Source organism: Rhizobium sp. RSm-3, from assembly GCF_001854685.1.
GTDB classification, from domain to species: Bacteria; Pseudomonadota; Alphaproteobacteria; order Rhizobiales; family Rhizobiaceae; genus Rhizobium; species Rhizobium ecuadorense.
The window spans coordinates 518,112-536,591 of the sequence record NZ_MAWZ01000001.1 but is presented as its reverse complement, the minus strand read 5'-3'; the positions used below and the strand labels follow the sequence as shown (position 1 = coordinate 536,591).

16 protein-coding genes are annotated in these 18,480 nt (G+C 63.4%); 12 read left to right on the top strand and 4 right to left on the bottom strand.

Going from position 1 to position 18,480, the window contains the following annotated elements:
- Window positions 1-89: 89 nt before the first annotated feature.
- A complete protein-coding gene (locus BBJ66_RS02625) occupies window positions 90-470 on the top strand; it encodes a GFA family protein (RefSeq protein WP_071084773.1) in 381 nt (126 codons plus the stop codon).
- A gap of 63 nt (window positions 471-533) precedes the next feature.
- Here BBJ66_RS02625 and BBJ66_RS02620 read toward each other — a convergent pair whose 3' ends face one another.
- Window positions 534-2,555 (bottom strand): ABC transporter ATP-binding protein/permease, encoded by a 2,022-nt coding sequence (locus BBJ66_RS02620; protein ID WP_071084771.1) that lies wholly within the window; start codon window positions 2,553-2,555, stop codon window positions 534-536.
- Window positions 2,556-2,628: 73 nt separating this feature from the next.
- Window positions 2,629-3,528 carry a GntR family transcriptional regulator gene (locus tag BBJ66_RS02615; RefSeq protein WP_049732247.1) on the bottom strand — a complete coding sequence of 300 codons (900 nt, stop codon included), beginning with the start codon at window positions 3,526-3,528 and terminating at the stop codon, window positions 2,629-2,631.
- Between the two features lie 288 nt (window positions 3,529-3,816).
- Between BBJ66_RS02615 and BBJ66_RS02610 the strand changes: the two genes are divergently transcribed.
- From BBJ66_RS02610 to BBJ66_RS02580, 7 genes are all read left to right on the top strand, one after another.
- Window positions 3,817-5,319, top strand: a complete 1,503-nt coding sequence (locus tag BBJ66_RS02610; RefSeq protein WP_071084769.1) for a UxaA family hydrolase — start codon at window positions 3,817-3,819, stop codon at window positions 5,317-5,319.
- Window positions 5,320-5,357: 38 nt separating this feature from the next.
- A complete protein-coding gene (locus BBJ66_RS02605) occupies window positions 5,358-6,377 on the top strand; it encodes an aldo/keto reductase (RefSeq protein ID WP_071084767.1) in 1,020 nt (339 codons plus the stop codon).
- Window positions 6,378-6,386: 9 nt separating this feature from the next.
- Complete coding sequence (locus tag BBJ66_RS02600; protein WP_049732245.1) at window positions 6,387-6,836, top strand: RbsD/FucU family protein; 450 nt, start codon at window positions 6,387-6,389, stop codon at window positions 6,834-6,836.
- 205 nt (window positions 6,837-7,041) lie between these two features.
- Window positions 7,042-8,031, top strand: coding sequence for an ABC transporter substrate-binding protein (locus BBJ66_RS02595; protein WP_012556485.1), 990 nt, complete (start codon window positions 7,042-7,044; stop codon window positions 8,029-8,031).
- 105 nt (window positions 8,032-8,136) lie between these two features.
- Window positions 8,137-9,690, top strand: coding sequence for a sugar ABC transporter ATP-binding protein (locus BBJ66_RS02590; RefSeq protein WP_012556484.1), 1,554 nt, complete (start codon window positions 8,137-8,139; stop codon window positions 9,688-9,690).
- A 119-nt stretch (window positions 9,691-9,809) separates the two neighbouring features.
- Complete coding sequence (locus BBJ66_RS02585; RefSeq protein ID WP_012556483.1) at window positions 9,810-10,784, top strand: ABC transporter permease; 975 nt, start codon at window positions 9,810-9,812, stop codon at window positions 10,782-10,784.
- A 216-nt stretch (window positions 10,785-11,000) separates the two neighbouring features.
- Window positions 11,001-12,017, top strand: a complete 1,017-nt coding sequence (locus BBJ66_RS02580; protein ID WP_012556482.1) for a zinc-binding alcohol dehydrogenase family protein — start codon at window positions 11,001-11,003, stop codon at window positions 12,015-12,017.
- A gap of 220 nt (window positions 12,018-12,237) precedes the next feature.
- On the opposite strand, the gene BBJ66_RS02575 is transcribed toward BBJ66_RS02580, so the two are convergent.
- Together BBJ66_RS02575 and BBJ66_RS02570 are read right to left on the bottom strand one after the other, a co-directional pair.
- Complete coding sequence (locus BBJ66_RS02575; RefSeq protein WP_071084765.1) at window positions 12,238-12,963, bottom strand: copper homeostasis protein CutC; 726 nt, start codon at window positions 12,961-12,963, stop codon at window positions 12,238-12,240.
- Window positions 12,960-14,201, bottom strand: a complete 1,242-nt coding sequence (locus BBJ66_RS02570; RefSeq protein WP_071084762.1) for a LysR family transcriptional regulator — start codon at window positions 14,199-14,201, stop codon at window positions 12,960-12,962. The genes BBJ66_RS02575 and BBJ66_RS02570 overlap by 4 nt, the downstream gene beginning before the upstream one ends.
- Window positions 14,202-14,625: 424 nt before the next feature.
- Here BBJ66_RS02570 and osmF point away from each other — a divergent pair, with 424 nt between their 5' ends.
- The 4 genes from osmF (at window position 14,626) to BBJ66_RS02550 (ending at window position 18,475) form a co-directional block, all read left to right on the top strand.
- On the top strand, window positions 14,626-15,534 hold the full coding sequence (gene osmF, locus BBJ66_RS02565; RefSeq protein ID WP_049732240.1) for a glycine betaine ABC transporter substrate-binding protein OsmF: 909 nt from the start codon (window positions 14,626-14,628) through the stop codon (window positions 15,532-15,534).
- Window positions 15,535-15,621: 87 nt separating this feature from the next.
- Window positions 15,622-16,788: an ABC transporter permease gene (locus BBJ66_RS02560; protein ID WP_071084760.1), complete on the top strand. Its 1,167-nt coding sequence runs from the start codon at window positions 15,622-15,624 to the stop codon at window positions 16,786-16,788.
- Window positions 16,785-17,729, top strand: a complete 945-nt coding sequence (locus tag BBJ66_RS02555; protein ID WP_049732238.1) for an ABC transporter ATP-binding protein — start codon at window positions 16,785-16,787, stop codon at window positions 17,727-17,729. The genes BBJ66_RS02560 and BBJ66_RS02555 overlap by 4 nt, the downstream gene beginning before the upstream one ends.
- Window positions 17,726-18,475, top strand: coding sequence for an ABC transporter permease (locus BBJ66_RS02550; RefSeq protein WP_071084755.1), 750 nt, complete (start codon window positions 17,726-17,728; stop codon window positions 18,473-18,475). Before BBJ66_RS02555 ends, BBJ66_RS02550 begins: the two co-directional genes overlap by 4 nt.
- Window positions 18,476-18,480 lie beyond the last annotated feature (5 nt).

Genomic DNA, 18,480 nt, shown 5'->3' with positions numbered 1-18,480 from the left:
TCCCGGACGCGTGACCCGGCTGACGGGCGCAGCAGCCGGATCCTCGGCGCAGGTTTAAAGGCAAGATTGGGCTTTTGAGAGGAACACTTATGCACAAAGGATCCTGTCTGTGCGGCGCTGTAACTTTTGAGATCGAAGGCGATCTGCAAGCGCCGGACGCATGCCACTGCTCCAAATGCCGAAAACAATCCGGGCACTTTTTCGCTTCAACCGACGTGCCTCGACGTCAGATCACGATCCGCGGAGGCGAAAGCGTCACCTGGTATCAATCCTCGGAAAAGGTCAGGCGTGGATTTTGCACGGTATGTGGATCATCGCTGTTTTGGGATCCACCGCATCGAGACTGGATTGCTGTCGCGATGGGTGCATTTGATAGCCCGACCGAAACCAAACTGAAAATGCATATCTTTGTCGCAGATAAAGGCGACTACTACGACATCACAGACGACCTACCCCGGAATGAGCAATAGCCAGAAGCGTGAAGCTGCGTATCCGACAAGCGAGGGCACTCCGCGCACCCGACCAAGCCAACGTCAGTGTCTATCGCGCGGCTGCGCCGATTTGCTCGCGGCCGTGCCGGCCTTCGACAGGGAGCGCCGGTTCTCCAAAACGCGTGACAGCAGGTTCCGTTTTTTCGTGCGCTTGATCAGGTCGATATCGCTGACCAGCTTTGCGCCGCCCTCGCGCCGCTCCAGGGTGATTTTGCGGCTATGGAAGACTTCGAGCTCGGCGCGATGCGCGACGCTGATAATGGTCACCTCCGGCAATTCCTCGATCACCATCTGCATCATCTTGTCCTGGCTCTTTTCATCGAGGGCCGAGGTTGCTTCATCGAGCACGATGATATCGGGCGTGTGCAGCAGGAGGCGCGCAAAGGCGAGCCGCTGCTTTTCGCCGCCGGACAAGGTCTGGTCCCAGGGCGCGTCTTCTTCGATCCTGTCGTTCAGATAGTCCAGTCCGACCTTTTTGAGGGCATCCTTGATCTTATCAAGCGTCCAGCTATCGGCGGCGCCGGGATAGGCGACTGCCCGGCGCAGCGTGCCCGACGGGATGTAGGGCCGTTGCGGCAACATGAACAAGCGGCGGTCGGCGTGAAAATTGACGCTGCCGTCGCCCCACGGCCAAAGACCTGAAATGGCCCGCACCAGCGTGCTCTTGCCCGACCCGGATTCTCCGGCGACCAGCACCCGTTCGCCGGGTTCGATCGCCACCCGGGTTTCCGTGACCACGGCGGTGCCGTCGTCAAGCGACACGGAGAGATCGTTGAGGCTGAGCATCGCTTCGCCTTCCGTTTCGCCGCGTTTGATGCGCCCGAGCGCGTCGCTCTGTTCGGCCCGCTCCAACCCGTCGAGCGACATCATCAGCGAAGCGACGCGCCGGGCACAGGCGTTCCAATCGGCAAGACGGGGATAGTTGTCGACCAGCCATCCGAACGCGCCCTGGACGATGGCGAAAGCTGACGCTGCCTGCATGACCTGTCCGAGCGTCATGCTGCCTTCGAGAAACTTCGGCGCGCATAGCAAGACCGGCACGACCGGGGCAATCAGCATCGATCCATGCGACACCAGCGTCGTGCGCATGTGCTGGCGGGCAAGCAGCGCCCATTGCCCGAGCACATTGGTGAAGGTTTTGTCGAGGTCGTTGCGTTCCTCCTCTTCACCGCCGAGCAATGCGATGCTCTCGCCGTTTTCCCGCACATGCGTCAGCGTGTAGCGAAATTCGGCCTCCGTCTGGTTTTTGGTCTCGGAGACCTGGACGAAATGGCGGCCGATCACCGCCATCGAACTGGAGGTGATCGCGGCATAGAGGACAGCGGTGACGACGAGAAAGCCGGGAATGGTGACGGTGAAACCGGCGATCGGCAGCGTCAATGCCCCGCCGATCGTCCACAGCACGACGATGAAGGTCGAAGCCGCCAGGAATGCGGAAATGACGCCGGCGATGAAATCGACGGGGGCTTCGGTGGCAATCCGCAAATCTTCGGAAATGCGCGCCTCGGGGTTCTTGTGGTCGCCGCCGATCAGGTTCAGCTGATAGTAACGGCCGTTTGCCAGCCAGCGCCCGATGACCGCAGTTGTCAGCCAGGACCGCCAGCGGCGCTGGATCATCATGCGAAGCGCGACCTGTGTGGTGACGACGGCGACGGTGCCGAGCACCAGCGGCACGAAGACGGCGCTGAGGAAATAGACGGTGCCGGCATCGTGTCGCTCGATGGCGTCGAAAATCGCCCGATTCCACAGATTGATTCCATATTGGAAGCCGACATTGATGCCGATCAGGGCCAGCAGCCCGAGTGTGCACGGCCAGGCGAGCCTGTCGCCGCCGCGGCCCCAGTAATGCCGGGCGCTGATCCAGAAACGCTTGAGCAGATACTTCTTGCGCGCCTGCTCGGCCTCCTCGGGCGTCAGCTCCGGACCGGGCTCGATGACATCCGGCGGGGGGACATCTGGCGGCGGCACGACCTCGACAGTCGATTCCTTCTCCTCGAGCGACGTCTCGGAACCTTGCGGTTCGGTGCCGTCAACCGATTGCGGTTTGAGTTTAGCGCCGGTCATAAGCACGATAACGGCTTATGGACCAGAAGGTTTCATGATGCGGATGAGGGGGCCACACGGCACGCCTTTCACCTCAATCACTCTCCGTCGCCAGCTGCGGCAGGGATTGCAGCAGGGTCTGGCGGGCGGAGTGGAGATGCGCGCGGCAGGCGGTTTCGATCGCCGCCTGGTCGCCGGATTCGAGCGCGGCGATATAATCCAGATGTTCGTGGATGGCGCGCTCGTTGCGTTCGCGGGCGGCGGTCTTGTTCCACTGGTAGTGATAGTGGAAGACGATGGCGATGGCGTCGTAGAAATCGGCGATGAAGCGGTTCTTCGAGGCGCGGTGGATCAGGAGATGGAAGCGCTCGTCGAGGACGGAGAAATCCTTGAAGCGCTGATTGATGTCGGCAAGCATGGCGTGATGTTCGTCGCGGATAGCGGCGAGATCGGTCCAGGCCTGGCTATCCCGGGCAAGCCGGCCGAATTCGGCGGCGGAATGCAACTCGAACATCTCGCGCACATCGGCCAGTTCGAGGGCGAATTCGCGGGTGAAGCCCTTGAGCGTCCAATGGCTGTTCGGCCGCTTCTCGATCAGGCCGAAGCGGGAGAAGCGGATCAGGAATTCGCGGACGCTTGTCGTGCCGGTGCCGATCTCGCGGGCCAGCTCCAGCTCGTTGATCTGCATGCCGGGGGCGGCATCATCGGCGAGGATGCGCTGCATGAAGCTGCGCTCGATGATATCATGCAGGGAGTCGGTCTCTTCGGAGGGAAAGAGATCGCGGTCGGTGGGCTGGCGCAGCACGATCTTCTGGCGCTTGTTCCAGCGGATGATGCCTTCTTCGCTGAGGCGGGTGAGGATGGCGCGGGCCGTCGATCGGCTGACGCCGAGCTGGGCGGCGATCTCCGGTTCCGAGGGCAGTGCCGTATCCGTGCGCAGGGCGACGGCATACCTGTTGTAGGCTTCCTTGAAGACTGTATTCTGCCTTGCCACCAGACCCCGCTTTCCGCCCTCGTGCCCGCTGCCCGGCTCTAAAGCAGGGCAAATAGACCGGGGCTTGTTCAAACGAACTTAGCTTATTTCCGGTCGCCTGCGGCTCATTGCCTCCCTCGTCCACAGGATCAATATTCCCGTTGACTTGAAAATGTTTATTGTAGATAAAAAACAAAATCAATGCGCTTTCGCCGATGCAGCGAGCGTTTCCTGAATTCAATAGTTGGAGCATGATGTCGTCCGAAAACCGCTCACACTTTTCGGTATCACGCTCTGGGGAGAAGAGACTTGGACAAACTGCCTTGGATCATCCTGTCGGCCGGTGACAATGTCGCGGTCGCAACGGCGGCCATCGCACCGGGTTCGACGGTTGCCGGCATCAAGACCTCCGAGAAAATCGACCCCGGCCACAAGGTGGCGATTGCGGATATTCCGCTTGGGTCCGCCGTCGTGAAATACGGACAGGCGATCGGCCGCACCACCGAAGACGTCAAGGCCGGCGACCATGTGCACAGCCACAATCTGCATTTCGAAAACGACCGGCTGGCGGCCACCGCCAATTCGGCGCCGGAAGCGGCGACTGATGAAGACAAGGCGCGGACCTTCATGGGCTATCGCCGCGCCGACGGACGGGCGGCAACGCGCAATTATATCGGCATCATCGCCAGCGTAAACTGTTCCACCACCGTCTGCCGGGCGATCGCCGACGAGGCCAACCGGACGATCCTGCCGCATTACGAAGGCATCGACGGCTTCGTGCCGATCGTGCACGACCAGGGCTGCGGCATGAGCTCGACCGGCGACGGCATGAATGTGCTGCACCGGACCCTTGCCGGCTATACCCGCCATGTCAATTTCGGCGGCGTGCTGATGATCGGCCTCGGCTGCGAGGTCAACCAGCTGACGCTCTACGGCCAGAGCGGTGCCGGCGCCGCCAAGCGGCATTTCAACATTCAGGATGCCGGCGGCTCGCGCCGCGCGGTCGAGCGCGCCATGGGCATGCTGCGCGAAATTGCCGCCGATGTCGGCAAGGAAAAACGCGTGCCGATCTCGGTCGGCGAAATCATCATCGGCCTGCAATGCGGCGGCTCCGACGGCTTTTCCGGCATTACCGCCAATCCGGCGCTGGGTGTCGCGGCCGATCTGTTGGCAGCCGCCGGCGGCACGGCGATCCTGTCGGAAACCTCGGAAATCTACGGCGCCGAACATCTGCTGCGCAGCCGCGCCGTCAGCGACGAAGTCGCCAGGAAGCTCGACGAGAAGATCGCCTGGTGGGAGGATTACGTCGCCCTGCACGGCGCCTCGCTCGACAACAATCCCTCGCCCGGCAACAAGCGCGGCGGCCTCACCACCATCCTGGAAAAATCGCTCGGCGCGGTTGCCAAGGGCGGGCGCTCGCCGCTGACGGCGGTCTACGGTTACGCCGAGCGGGTCACCGCCCCCGGCCTCGTCTTCATGGATACTCCCGGCTACGACCCGGTCTCGGCGACCGGCCAGGTGGCGGGCGGGGCGAATATGATCGCCTTTACCACGGGCCGCGGCAGCTGCTTCGGCTGCCGGCCGGCGCCGTCGCTGAAGCTTTCCAGCAATTCGGCGCTCTATGCCTCGATGGAAGAGGATATGGACATCGATTGCGGCACGATCGCCACCGGCGACGCGACGATCAGCGGCAAGGGCCGCGAGATCTTCGAGCTGATCGTCGACACGGCCTCCGGCAAGAAGACCAAGAGCGAACTCTTCGGCTATGGCGACAATGAATTCGTGCCGTGGCATCTGGGCGCGACTCTCTAATCTAAAAAGAACACCCCAAGGCTTGGCGAGGAGGCATGATGAAGACGAGACGGATCGGCAAGACCAAGCTCGAGGTGACCGAAATCAGCTTCGGCGCGGCAGCGCTCGGCGGTCTTTACCGCGCCTGCCCGCGCGAGGTAGCGATGGAAACGCTGCAGGCGGCCTGGGACAGCGGCATCCGCTATTTCGACGTCGCCCCCTGGTACGGCCTCGGCCTTGCCGAACGCCGCGTCGGTGATTTCCTGCGCGACCAGCCTGATGGCTCCTACGTGCTGTCGACCAAGGTCGGCCGGCTGCTTCGGCCGGTGCCGACCGGCACCGTGCCCGATTACAGCTATGTCGATCCGCTCTCCTTCGATGCCGATTACGACTATTCCTATGACGGCATCATGCGCTCTGTCGAATTCAGCTATGCCCGCCTCGGCCTCAACCGCATCGATATTCTCTACGTGCACGATATCGGCGGCTATACGCATGGCGCGGCGAAGAATGCGGTCTACCAGAAGCAGCTGCTCGATTCCGGCATCAAGGCGCTCGAAGAACTGAAATCCTCAGGCGCGATCGCCGCCTTCGGCCTTGGCGTCAACGAAGTGCCCGTCTGCCTCGACGTCATGCGCAACGCCGATCTCGACTGCATCCTGATGGCCGGCCGCTACACGCTGCTCGACCGGTCGGCGGTTGCCGAACTTCTGCCGCTCTGCCTGAAGAAGGGCACGTCGCTGGTCGTCGGCGGCGTCTTCAACTCCGGCATTCTCGCCACCGGGCCGGTGCCGGGCGCGCATTTCGACTATATGCCGGCCGATGACGAGGTGCTCGCCAAGGTCGGCGCCATGGAGGCGATCGCCAAACGCCACGGCGTGCCGCTGGCCGCGCCCGCCCTGCAGTTTCCGCTGCGCGAACCAATCGTCGCATCGGTGCTGATCGGCACCGCCAAGCCGTCGAGCCTGATCCGCAACATTGAGATCGTCGAGCCACGGCTTGCCGATGAGATCTATGCCGAATTCGAGCCCTATACGCTGGTCGCGCCGCCGCTCGGCGCCGAAGCTGTCCGGGTCTGAGGAGACACTATGCTCAAGGGTATTCATCCGCTGCTCGGCCCCGACCTGCTCCACGCGTTGAAGACGATGGGACATGGCGACGACATCGTCATAGCGGACGCCAATTTCCCCTCTGGTTCGATGGGCCCGCCGGTCATTCGCGCCGACGGTGTCAGCGCCACCGACATGGCCGAGGCGATCCTCGCCCACATGCCGCTCGACACTTTCGTGCCGGAGACAGCCTGGCGGATGGAGGTGGTCGGCGACCCGCACGCCGTGCCGGAGGTCTGCGCCGAGTTCCAAAAGATCGTTTCCCGGCGCGCCGGCGATTTTGCGATCGTGCCGGTCGAGCGTTTCGCCTTCTACGCGATGGCCCGCAAGGCTGCCTATATCGTCGCAACGACGGAATTCCGGCTCTACGGCAACCTGATTTTGAAAAAGGGCGTCGTGCATCCGCATGAGGTCGATCTCGGCCAGTAGCTATTTTAGGTTATCGTTGTATTGGAATAAAATCAGTTGCTTGGGAGGATTTTACCAAAGCAAAAAAGCCGGATCGGCACTCTTGCAATTTGATTGCGCCTCGGCTAGCTTCTCCCTGCAAATGTTTTTTATCGATAAAAATCGTCCGCCTGCGTTCAGCGGCCGGTTTATTCGGAGGAGAACGCATCCTGAGAGGAGAACCCTTATGACCATCGTGAAATCCCTTCTGTCGCGCCGCGCCTTTACCGCGCTCGCCGGCGCCGCCGTCATCGCCACGGCGATGCCGGTCACGTCCTTTGCCGCCGACGTGACGATCCCGATCATCGTCAAGGACACGACGTCCTTCTACTGGCAGATCGTTCTGGCCGGCGCCCGCAAGGCCGGCAAGGATCTCGGCGTCAACGTGCCGGAACTCGGCGCCCAGGCGGAATCGGACATCAACGGCCAGATCAGCATTCTTGAGAACGCCGTTGCCGGCAAGCCGGCCGCCGTCGTCATTTCGCCGACCGAATTCAAGGCGCTCGGCAAGCCGATCGATGAAGCCGCCAAGTCAGTTCCGATCATCGGCATCGACTCGGGCGCCGACTCCAAGGCGTTCAAGTCGTTCCTGACGACCGACAACGTCCAGGGCGGTCGCATCGCCGCCGACGGTCTTGCCGCCGCCATCAAGGAGATGACGGGCAAGGAAGAAGGCGAAATCGTCATCCTCACCAATCTTCCCGGCGTCGGCTCGCTGGAGCAGCGCCGCGAAGGCTTCCTGGATCAGATCAAGACCAAGCATCCGGGCCTCAAGGTCATCGCCGACAAGTATGGTGACGGCCAGGCGACGACCGGCCTCAACATGATGACCGACCTGATTACGGCCAATCCGAAGCTCGTCGGCGTCTTCGCCTCGAACCTGATCCTGGCGCAGGGTGTCGGTCAGGCGATCGCCGAAAACAAGCTCGGCGACAAGATCAAGGTCATCGGCTTCGACAGCGACGACAAGACGGTCGGCTTCCTCAAGGACGGCGCCATTGCCGGTCTCGTCGTCCAGGACCCCTACCGCATGGGTTATGACGGCATCAAGACCGCGCTTGCCGTCTCCAAGGGCGAGAAGGTCGAAGCCAATGTCGATACCGGCGCCAACCTCGTCACCAAGGCGAATATGGCCGATCCGAAGATCGACGCACTGCTGAACCCGAAGATCAAGTAAACAAGACAGACAGGCCGCGCCGGTTTTTAAAAACCGGCGCGGCTTTTTCCATCATGCTATGGTTTGCAAGGGTGGAAATGAGGCGACCAAGAGGAGGAGAGGTCCATGATCGGACTGGAAGAGGTCAGTCATCGCCATGATGACAGCGCCACGCTGAAAGAAGCCAACCGCATCCCCACCGGATCGCCCATCCTCGAGCTCAAGGGCCTGCAGAAGAATTACGGTCATGTCCAGGCGCTGAAGCCGGCGACGCTGACCTTCCTCGCCGGCGAAATCCACGCCATCGTCGGTGAAAACGGCGCCGGCAAATCCACCCTGATCAAATTGCTCACCGGCGTCATCACCCGCACGGCCGGCGAGGTGCTCTGGTGCGGCCAGCCGGTGGGGCTGTCGACGCCGAACGAGGCGATCGCCCGCGGCATCAACGCCGTACACCAGGAAGTCGTGCTCTGCCGGCACCTGACGGTCGCCGCCAACCTCTTTCTCGGCGATGAGGTCAACCGATACGGCCTGATGCGCAAGAAGCAGATGGAGAAGCTGGCGCAGGCCGTGCTCGACGATCTCGGCTTCGGCCTGCCGGCCGGCGCGCTGCTCAGCTCACTGACGATCGGTCAGCAGCAGCTGGTGGCCACGGCGCGCGCGGCGATGCGCGGCACCCAGTTCCTGATCTTCGACGAACCGACTGCCTATCTCACCCGCCAGGAATCGGCGCAGCTCTTCAAGCTGATCCGCCGGCTGCAGGGCGAAGGCGTCACCATCGTCTATATCAGCCACCGCATGGAGGAAGTCTTCGAGCTTGCCGACCGCGTCTCGGTGCTGCGCGACGGCACCCATGTCGGCACGCGGCTGATCGGCGAGACCAATGACGCCGAGCTGATCGCGCTGATGATCAACCGCTCGATCGAACAGATCTACCACAAGGAAGAGATTGCCATCGGCGAAACGATCGTCGAGGTCCGCGGCCTTTCGGGCCCGGGCTTCGAAGACGTGTCGCTGAGCGTCAAGGCTGGGCAGATCGTCGGCCTCTACGGCCTGATCGGCGCCGGGCGCAGCGAATTCGCGCTCGGGCTCTATGGCCGCCAGCCGACGACGGCAGGCGACATCCAGTGGATGGGCAAGCCTGTCGATATCAAGAACGAACGCACCGCGATGGAACTCGGCATAGCGCTGGCGCCGGAAAGCCGGCGCGACCAGGGGCTTTGCCTCAACCTGCCGATCGGCCTCAACATCAACCTGCCGGTGTTCGGGCGTCTCAGCCACGGCCCCGTCATCAACCACGCGCGGGAATCGGCCAATGCCGACAGGCAGATCCGCGATCTCAGCATCAAGACGCCGAGCCGGCGGGTTCCGGCCTCCAGCATGTCGGGCGGCAACCAGCAGAAGATCGTCATCGGCAAGTGGCTGAGCCATGGCGCCAGGCTGTTCATCTTCGACGAACCCACAGTCGGCGTCGACGTCGGCACCAAGGCGGAAATCTATCGGCTGTTCGCCAAGCTGCTGAAGGAGGGCGCCGGCATCATCCTGATCTCCTCCTACCTGCCCGAGGTCTACGAACTGGCCGACCGGCTGCACGTCTTCCGCGGCGGCAGGATCGTCGCCAGCCATGATTTCCACGCGGCGACGCATGAGGAAGTGCTCAGCGAAGCGATCGGCGTCTGAGCAAAAGCAATTCCAGCAAAAGTGCTTAGCGGTTTTGCGTCCGGAAATTGCGTGAGAACAAAGAGATAGAGAATTTCCGTCATTCGGAAAACGAAAATTCTCTAAGAGGGAGAAAATACATGACTGCCACCCCCACCGAAATCGTCGCGCCGCCGCCGCGCCGGAAAATGAACATCCTGTTCGGCCTGACGCTGATCGGCCTGCTGGTCTTCCTCTGGGTCGTGCTCGGCCTGGTCACCCCGAGCTTCTGGACGCCGCTCAACATTTCGAACCTGCTGCGTCAGGGCGCGATGACGGCGATCCTGGCGCTCGGCCAGACCTTCGTCATCATCACCGCCGGCATCGACCTTTCGGTCGGCGCGATCGTCGGCTTCTGCACAGTCATCATCGCCTGGCTGCTGCAGGCGGGCGTGCCGCTCTGGGGAGCGATCATACTAACGCTGGCAATCGGTGTGGCGATCGGCGCCTTCCACGGCTTCGGCATCGTCCATATGGGCCTGCCGCCCTTCATCATCACGCTGGCAACGCTGACATCGCTGCGCGGCATCGGCCTGTTGATCACCAACGGCTCGACGATCAGCATCACCGACGAGAGCTTCAGCAATTTCGCGCGGGCCGATTTTCTCAGTATTCCGAGCCTGTTCTGGATGGTCATCCTGGTGGCGGTGCCCTCCTTCGTCTTCCTGCATCTCAGCCGCTGGGGCCGCTATCTCTTCGCCGTCGGTTCGAATGCGGAAGCCGCGCGTCTTTCCGGCGTCAACGTCAAGGGCATGATCTACCTCGCCTATATCCTCTCGGCTGGCTTTGCCGCCTTCGTCGGCGTGCTGCTCGCCTCACGCATCGCCATCGGCAATGCGACGCAGGCCGACGGCTGGGAATTGCAGGCGATCGCGTCCTCCGTCATCGGCGGCACCAGCCTGTTCGGCGCGGTCGGCTCGGTGCACGGGCCGCTGATCGGCGCCTTCATTCTCGCCACCATCAACAACGGCGCCAACCTTCTGAACGTCAACTCCTTCTGGCAGCGCATCATCACCGGTCTGCTGATCATCGTGATCGTCTTCTTCGACCAGCTGCGCCGCCGTAAGAGCAATTGAGCGGCGAGCAGGAGATCGCCGCCTGCCCGCCCCTCATCCGCCTGCCGGCACCGTCCTTCGGACCCCCGCTCGCGGGGAGAAGGGACCAGGCCGCAACCTCTCGGTCCCTCGCCAACGTCTCGCTGGGCACGTCCCCTCGCCCCGCAAGCGGGGAGAGGGTTAGGGTGAGGGGCAAATCTCGCGACATAGAGTAAAAACGAAGAATCGAGATCCGTCATGAAAGCAGTCGTTTGCCGGGAGCCCGGCGTGCTCGAGATCGCCGAACGCCCTTCGCCTGCGGCACCGGCACCCGGCTGGGTGCGGTTGGCCGTCAGCCATGTCGGCATCTGCGGCACCGATTATCACATCTTCGAGGGCAAACACCCTTTCCTCGAATATCCCCGGGTGATGGGGCATGAGGTCTCGGCGACGGTGCTGGAAGCCGGCGACGGTGTTGCCATGGCGGTGGGAACACCCGTCATCGTCAATCCCTATCTGTCCTGCGGCCAATGCGTCGCCTGCATCAAGGGCAAGCCGAATTGCTGCACCAATATCAAGGTGCTCGGCGTCCATACGGACGGCGCCTTCTGCCAGGAGATCTCGGTTCCCGCAGGCAACCTCTACGCCGCCGAGGGCTTGAGCCTCGAGGCGGCGGCAACCGTCGAGTTCCTGGCGATCGGCGCCCATGCCGTGCGCCGCTCGATGACCGGCGCCGGTGCCAAGGCGCTCGTCATCGGCGCCGGCCCGATCGGGCTCGGGGCGGCAATCTTCTCGCGCATCGCCGGCCATGACGTGACGCTGCTCGATACCAGTGCCGAGCGGCTGCAGATGGCCTCGGACCGTTTCGGCTTCACCTCCGGCATCGTCGCCAACGAGCAAACGGCGGACGCCCTGCGGGAAAAAACCGATGGCGACGGTTTCGACGTGGTCTTCGATGCCACGGGTTACGGCCCTTCGATGGAGAAAGCCTTCTCCTTCGTCGCCCATGGCGGCGCACTGGTGCTGGTCAGCGTCGTCAAGGACGACATCCGCTTCTCCGACCCCGAATTCCACAAACGCGAAATGACGCTGATCGGCAGCCGCAACGCCACCCGCGCCGATTTCGAGCACGTGGCTGCTTCGATCGCCAAAGGCCTGGTGCCGGTGGACAAGCTCATCACCCATCGCACGACGCTTGCCGATGCGCCACGCGACTTGGCGCGGTGGGCGCATGAGAAGAGCGGGCTGATCAAGGCGGTGATCAGGGTTGGTTAGGGAGGGTTAGCGCCCCGTTTCGCCGAGCTGGATCGGCGGGGCAAGCCCCTCATCCGCCTGCCGGCACCTTCTCCCCGCTTGCGGGGCGAAGGGGGCGAGCCGCGACCTCTCCGTTCCCCACTAACCTCGCGCAGGGCACGTCCCCTCTCTCCGTCAGAACGGGGAGAGGGTTAGGGTGAGGGGCAGCCGTTAAGCGCTGTGCTTGCGTCGGCGGCGCTCGCTAACCCACCGCCGCAATCACCCTGCACATCTCCCTGACCACCGCAACATCCGTCTTATTCATACTCTTCGCCTCGAAACCGAAGGCAACCGCACGGGGGTCGACGCTTTCGATTGGTGAGCTGCAGGACCCATGCACCTCGCGAGCGCCGGTTGCCTGCAAGATCGCTCCGGCATTGGCCGGGCGGATGCCGCTGCCGGGCATGATGGATATGCGCCCAGTCGCCTTGGCCGAGAGGCGTTTCAGGGTTTCGATTCCGTCGGGCGCCTTCAGCGCGCAGCCGGAGGTCAGGATGCGCTCACAGCCGAGTTCGACCGCCTGTTCCAGTGCCTGATCGGCATCCGGCACCAGATCGAAGGCGCGATGCAGGGTCGAGCCGAGGCCTGCGGCATGCGCCTTCAGACGGTGGATCAGCGGCATGTCGAGGGTACCATCCAGCCGGTTGGCGCCGATGACGACGCCGGCGAGGCCTGCGGCGCGCACGGCGTCGATATCGAGCAGCATCGCTTCCTCATCCGCCGCCCCGAAGATGAAGGGGCCGGCATGCGGGCGGATCATTGCATAGATTGGGATGGGCGCCCGCGCGGCGATCTTCATCAGGCTCGGCAGAGGCGTCAGGCCGCCGAGCTCCAGCGCCGAGCAGAGCTCGATGCGGCCGGCGCCGCCTTCAATCGCGGCGGCAAGGCCCTCGGCGCTATCCACACACACTTCCAGCAGGATGGTCACGCGGCGCTCTCCCTGGCTTCGGCGCGCGCCATGGTCTGCGCGACGGCTTCCGATGTAAGTCTCGCCGCCGCTTCGATGATGACGGCGCAGGCATCGGCGGCGGCTTTGCGATGGTTGAAGGCGACGTGATAGGACATCGGCAGATGTTCGTCGAGATCGACGATGCGCACTTTATCGGCGATCGGCATGGCGCTGACGCGACCGAGGAAGGAGACGTAACCGTGATTGGCGACAAGGTCGACGATCACCGGCAGCGAATCCGCCGCGGTGATATCCCGGCTGCGCAAGCGCCGGTCGGGCGCACGCTCATCGCTGAAGGCCATCGCCGCATGGCCGAGGCCGGTGCGCGGGCTCGGCATGCAGATGGCGTGGCCGGCGACGAGATCGGCGACCGTGGTTCCGGTACTATCAGGCGGAGCGATCACCACCATATCGGTCTGCAGCAATTGGCGATGGCGAAAGCTCTCCAGCCCGAAGACCGAATCCAGAATCGCCACATCGATGCGGCCGCTCTTCAGCGCCTCGCGCAGATCGTCGGCGGTCATCGAAACGAGCGAGATCGCATTGTTGCTGCGCCGCGCATTCCATTCGGAGACCAGCGAGCCCAGGCAGCGCGCCACCCAGCTTTCCGAGCCGGTGGGGATGATCGAGCCGATGCGCAGCGACCGGGCGGCGCGGCGATAGCGCTCGTCGGCCGAGGATTTCAGATCGTTCCACGCCTGGCTGATCGTCGTGAAGATCTGGTAGGCACGCCTGCCCTCCTCCGTCAGCACCGAGCCCTGCGCCTGCCGCTCGAACAGCCGATGACCCAGAAATTTCTCCAGATTGGCAAGCTGAAGCGAAAGCTGCGGCTGACCCAGGCGAAGGCGGCGGGCAGCACGGTTGATGCTGCCCTGATCGGCGACTTCGAGAAAACGCTCGATGGTGACGATCTTGACGGGGATGCGGGCTGCCCAGGCCGCACGGGCGTCGGCGGCCGCGGCGTCCTGACCGGTGAATTGACCGAGCTCGTCGACCGCAGCGGTGATCGGCGTCAGGCCTTCCAGCACCCTGCCGCTGGCAAGCAGCGTCACCAGCTCGCCGGAGGCGCGTTCCGTCAGCTTGATCGCCAGCTCGGTCTCGAGATGGCGGATCGCCGTCGACACCGTGGAAGGCGACAGCTCGAAGCGGCGCGCGGTCTCCCGCACCGAACCGGAGGTCAGCACATGGTGGCTTATGAACAGGGCGCCGAGATGCAAATCTCTCCCTCCGGAAAGCGCTGGAAAAACCGGACGATATGGTGTGTTCACGAAAAAAGATATCCCTGCATCCGCGGAGCCGGACTATCGTTTCCATCATAAGAAATCCGGGCGGCGGAAATTCCGCGAAAGAGCACCGGAACGCCGTGGAAACACGCAAGGGGACAAAAACAAATCGCGCCGGCCCTGGAAAAGGGAATGCGTTTCCGCGCGTGGAGGTGCATTCGCCGCCATAATCGTGCTGCGACGGCAAATACTGGAGGGGGCTTGCATCGATTTTTCGAGCGTGCACGCTATTTCCATGACGCACGCCATTCCGGCATGGCGGCCCAAGTGGTCGCCGGTGCCGGCGGATTTTCTGCGCGCGCAGGCCTCCCGCCGAGGTTTGCGCCATATTCAACGGTGTCAACGAAGGGGATATTCCATGCTGAAGAAACTCGCACTCGCCGTCTCGCTCTCCGCCTTCGCGGCGGGTGCGGCCCATGCCGCGGATGTCGTCGTCTCGTCGAAGATCGACACTGAGGGCACGCTGCTCGGCAATGTCATCGCGCTCGCGCTCGAAGCCAACGGCATCAAGACACAGGACCGCATCGCGCTCGGCGCCACACCTGTTGTGCGCAAGGCGATCACCGCTGGCGAAATCGACATCTATCCTGAGTATACCGGCAATGCCGGCTTCTTCTTCAACAAGGCCGACGACGCGGCCTGGAAGAACATCGACCAGGGTTATGAGCTGGCGAAGAAGCTCGATTACGACGCCAACAAGATCGTCTGGCTGACGCCGTCGCCGGCCAATAACACCTGGGCGCTCGCCGTGCGCAACGACGTCGCTGAGCCGAACAAGCTGAAGAGCCTCACAGACTTCGGCAAATGGATTGCCGGCGGCGGTGCCGCCAAGCTTGCGGCGTCTTCCGAATTCGTCAATTCGGCCGGCGCGCTTCCCGCCTTCCAGACCACCTACGGTTTCCAGCTGAAGCCCGACCAGATGGTGGTGCTCTCCGGCGGCGACACGGCGGCGACGATCAAGGCGGCCGCCGACCAGACGAACGGCGTCAACACCGCCATGGTCTACGGCACGGATGGTGCGATCGAAGCGGCCGAGCTGACCGTTCTCGAAGACGACAAGAACGTGCAGCAGGTCTATGCGCCGACGCCGATCATCCGCGAAGAGGTGCTGAAGGCCAATCCGAAGATCGAGGAAGTGCTTTCGCCGATCTTCAAGAGCCTGACCGCCGACGAACTGCGCAAGCTCAACGCCAAGATCCAGGTCGACGGCGAGCCGGCAAAGTCCGTCGCCGAAGCCTATCTCAAGGAAAAAGGCTTCCTGAAGTAGTCATCGCTCGCTCCGCCCGGTTGCGGGCGGAGCCTCCCTTTGCTGATAGGGTTGGCCGGACGGGACTGGTCAGACAGGGTTGATTTGATGGAAGAAACCTCAGCGGTCCGCAGGCTGGACCGGCTCGGCGTGGTTCTGGTGGCGGGCGGCATCGCGGCGACGGCACTGATGCCCTTCATCTACGTCAAGGCGAACCGCATTGCCGCCGGCAAGCCGATGCTGCTGACGCAGCTTCTTCCCCAGCCTTCCGTCATCACCCTCACCGTGCTTCTCATCCTCACCGCTTTGGCCGCGCTGTTCCTGCGCCAGGCTCTGGCACGGCTTGTCATCGCCACACTCTGCCTGGCGGCGCTGATCGCTGCGATCGGCCTCGTCTCGGCCGCGGCCACGCCGCCGGGCAGCACCGTGGCGCGCATGACGCCGGGCGGCGGTTTCTGGGTGCTGTTTGCGGTGATCGGGCTCGTCATCTCGGATGCGCTGGTGAAGATCCGGCTGGCGCCGTGGATGCGGGTCGCAGCCCTTGCCGCCTATACGGCGCTGCTCTTCATCTCGCTCTCCTCCGGCCTGCTCGACAGCCTGTCGATCATGAAGGAGTTCTCGACGCGGGCGCCGCAATTCGAGACGGAAGCGATTTCGCATCTGCTGCTCGCCTTCGGCTCGCTCGCCATCGCCATTATCCTTGGCCTTCCGCTCGGCATCCTCTGCTTCTGGGTGCCGAAGCTGCGGGCGATCGTGCTGCAGGGTTTGAGCCTGATCCAGACGATCCCGAGCCTGGCGCTCTTCGGCCTGCTGATGCTGCCGCTCGGTTATCTCGCCACCCATGTGCCGCTGGCATCAGCGATCGGCATTCGCGGCATCGGCACGGCGCCGGCCCTGATCGCGCTGGTGCTCTATTCGCTGCTGCCGATCGTCGCCAATACCGTCGTCGGCCTGCAGGGCGTCGATCCCTCGGTGCGCGATGCCGCGGCCGGCATGGGGCTGACGCGCCGACAGATCCTTGTCGGCATCGACATGCCGCTCGCCTTTCCCGTCATCCTCACCGGCATCCGAATCGTGCTGGTGCAGGCGATCGGCATGGTGACGATCGCGGCGCTGATCGGCGGCGGTGGCTTCGGCATCTTCATCTTCCAGGGGCTCGGCCAGACGGCCATGGACCTCGTCCTGCTCGGCGCCGTGCCGACCGTCTTCTTCGCCTTCTCATCGGCCGTCATCCTCGATGCGGTCATCGACAGCATCCGGGGATCCGCCGCATGAGCATGATCGAGATCAGCAACGTCACCAAACGCTATGGCGCCGCCACCGTCGTCGACAATGTCTCGATGCAGGTCGAAAAAGGTTCGATCACCGTCATCGTCGGCACGTCGGGCTCCGGCAAATCGACGCTGATGCGGATGATCAACCGGCTGGTGCCGATCAGCGAGGGCGAGATCTTCGTCGGCGGGCAGAATGTCATGGATGTCGAGGTGACCGATCTCCGCCGCCGGATCGGTTACGCCATCCAGGGGCATGGTCTTTTCCCGCATCGCACCGTGGCGCAGAATATCGCCACCGTGCCGCAGCTTCTCGATTGGGATTCCACACGTATTTCCAGGCGCGTCGAGGAACTGCTCGGGCTGTTCAATCTCGATCCGGCGACCTTCGCCGACAAATATCCGCATCAGCTTTCCGGCGGCCAGCAGCAGCGCGTCGGGGTCGCCCGGGCGCTGGCGGCCGAACCGGAACTGCTGCTGATGGACGAGCCCTTCGGCGCCCTCGACCCTGTTATTCGCGGCAAGGCCCAGGACGACCTGCTGGCGATCCAGAAGCAGTTCGGCACCACCGTCATTCTCGTCACCCATGACATGGACGAGGCCTTCCACCTCGGCAACCAGATCGCTGTCATGAGCGAGGGCCGGCTGCTGCAATGCTCGACGCCGGAAAAGATCCTCACCGAGCCCGCCGACCCCTTCGTCCAGCAACTGACCGGCACCTCCGACCGGGCGCTGAAGCTGATGTCGCTGCTGCCGCTGAAGGAGAGCATGGAACCGGCCAAGAGCGGGCTTACCTATGCCCTGCCGCAGTCGCTCAGTCTGCGCGACGCGCTCGCCGAAATGATCTGGCAGGGGGTCGGCGAGGCGACCGTGCAGGACGGCGAAAAAGCGCCGGTGGGATCGATCTCGTTGACGCGGCTGCTCGAACTGGGCCGCAAGGCATGAAACTGCTCGTCGCCAATCTCTTCCGCCTGGCGGCGCTCGCCCTGCTGCTGGTGCTGCTGTTCAGGACCGAGTGGCTTTCCCTCCTGCTGACGCCGCTGACCAGCAACAATGCGCCCGCCGTCTATACGCAAAACAGCCTTGCGTCGCTGGCGGCCGGTCATCTGCAGCTGGTGATCGGATCGATCGTCTGCAGCGCCTTGCTCGCCGTTGCCGGCGGCATCTTCGTCACACGGCCGAGCGGCGCCGACTTTCTGCCGCTGTCGCGGGCGATTGCCAATGCCGGGCAGACCTTTCCGCCGGTCGCGGTGCTGGCACTCGCCGTTCCCGCCACCGGCTTCGGCGCCATGCCGACGCTGATTGCGCTCTTCCTCTACGGCCTGCTGCCGATCTTCGAAAACACCGTCGCCGGTCTCAAGCAGGTGTCGCCGCAGGTGCTCGATGCCGCCGACGGCATGGGCATGAGTGCTACGCAGCGGCTGTTGCGCGTCGAGCTGCCGCTTGCCCTGCCGCTGATCCTCGAAGGGCTGAAGGTCGCCACCGTCATCAATATCGGCACGGCGACGATCGGCTCGACGGTGGCGGCAAAGGGCCTCGGCGAGGTGATCATCGCCGGGCTGATTTCCGACAACACCGCCTTCATCCTGCAGGGCGGGCTGATCGTCGGCCTGATGGCGGTGCTGATCTATGACGCCATGGGTCTTGTCGAAGCGGCGATCACCCGAAGAATCGGCTTGCGCCCGGCGTGAAAGGA

Coding starts and splice junctions, on each gene's coding strand:
- osmF (WP_049732240.1), top strand. CDS start 14,626: ATGCTGAAGAAACTCGCACTCGCCGTCTCGCTCTCCGCCTTCGCGGCG.
- BBJ66_RS02620 (WP_071084771.1), bottom strand. CDS start 2,555: ATGACCGGCGCTAAACTCAAACCGCAATCGGTTGACGGCACCGAACCG.
- BBJ66_RS02560 (WP_071084760.1), top strand. CDS start 15,622: ATGGAAGAAACCTCAGCGGTCCGCAGGCTGGACCGGCTCGGCGTGGTT.
- BBJ66_RS02555 (WP_049732238.1), top strand. CDS start 16,785: ATGAGCATGATCGAGATCAGCAACGTCACCAAACGCTATGGCGCCGCC.
- BBJ66_RS02625 (WP_071084773.1), top strand. CDS start 90: ATGCACAAAGGATCCTGTCTGTGCGGCGCTGTAACTTTTGAGATCGAA.
- BBJ66_RS02600 (WP_049732245.1), top strand. CDS start 6,387: ATGCTCAAGGGTATTCATCCGCTGCTCGGCCCCGACCTGCTCCACGCG.
- BBJ66_RS02585 (WP_012556483.1), top strand. CDS start 9,810: ATGACTGCCACCCCCACCGAAATCGTCGCGCCGCCGCCGCGCCGGAAA.
- BBJ66_RS02595 (WP_012556485.1), top strand. CDS start 7,042: ATGACCATCGTGAAATCCCTTCTGTCGCGCCGCGCCTTTACCGCGCTC.
- BBJ66_RS02550 (WP_071084755.1), top strand. CDS start 17,726: ATGAAACTGCTCGTCGCCAATCTCTTCCGCCTGGCGGCGCTCGCCCTG.
- BBJ66_RS02605 (WP_071084767.1), top strand. CDS start 5,358: ATGAAGACGAGACGGATCGGCAAGACCAAGCTCGAGGTGACCGAAATC.
- BBJ66_RS02580 (WP_012556482.1), top strand. CDS start 11,001: ATGAAAGCAGTCGTTTGCCGGGAGCCCGGCGTGCTCGAGATCGCCGAA.
- BBJ66_RS02590 (WP_012556484.1), top strand. CDS start 8,137: ATGATCGGACTGGAAGAGGTCAGTCATCGCCATGATGACAGCGCCACG.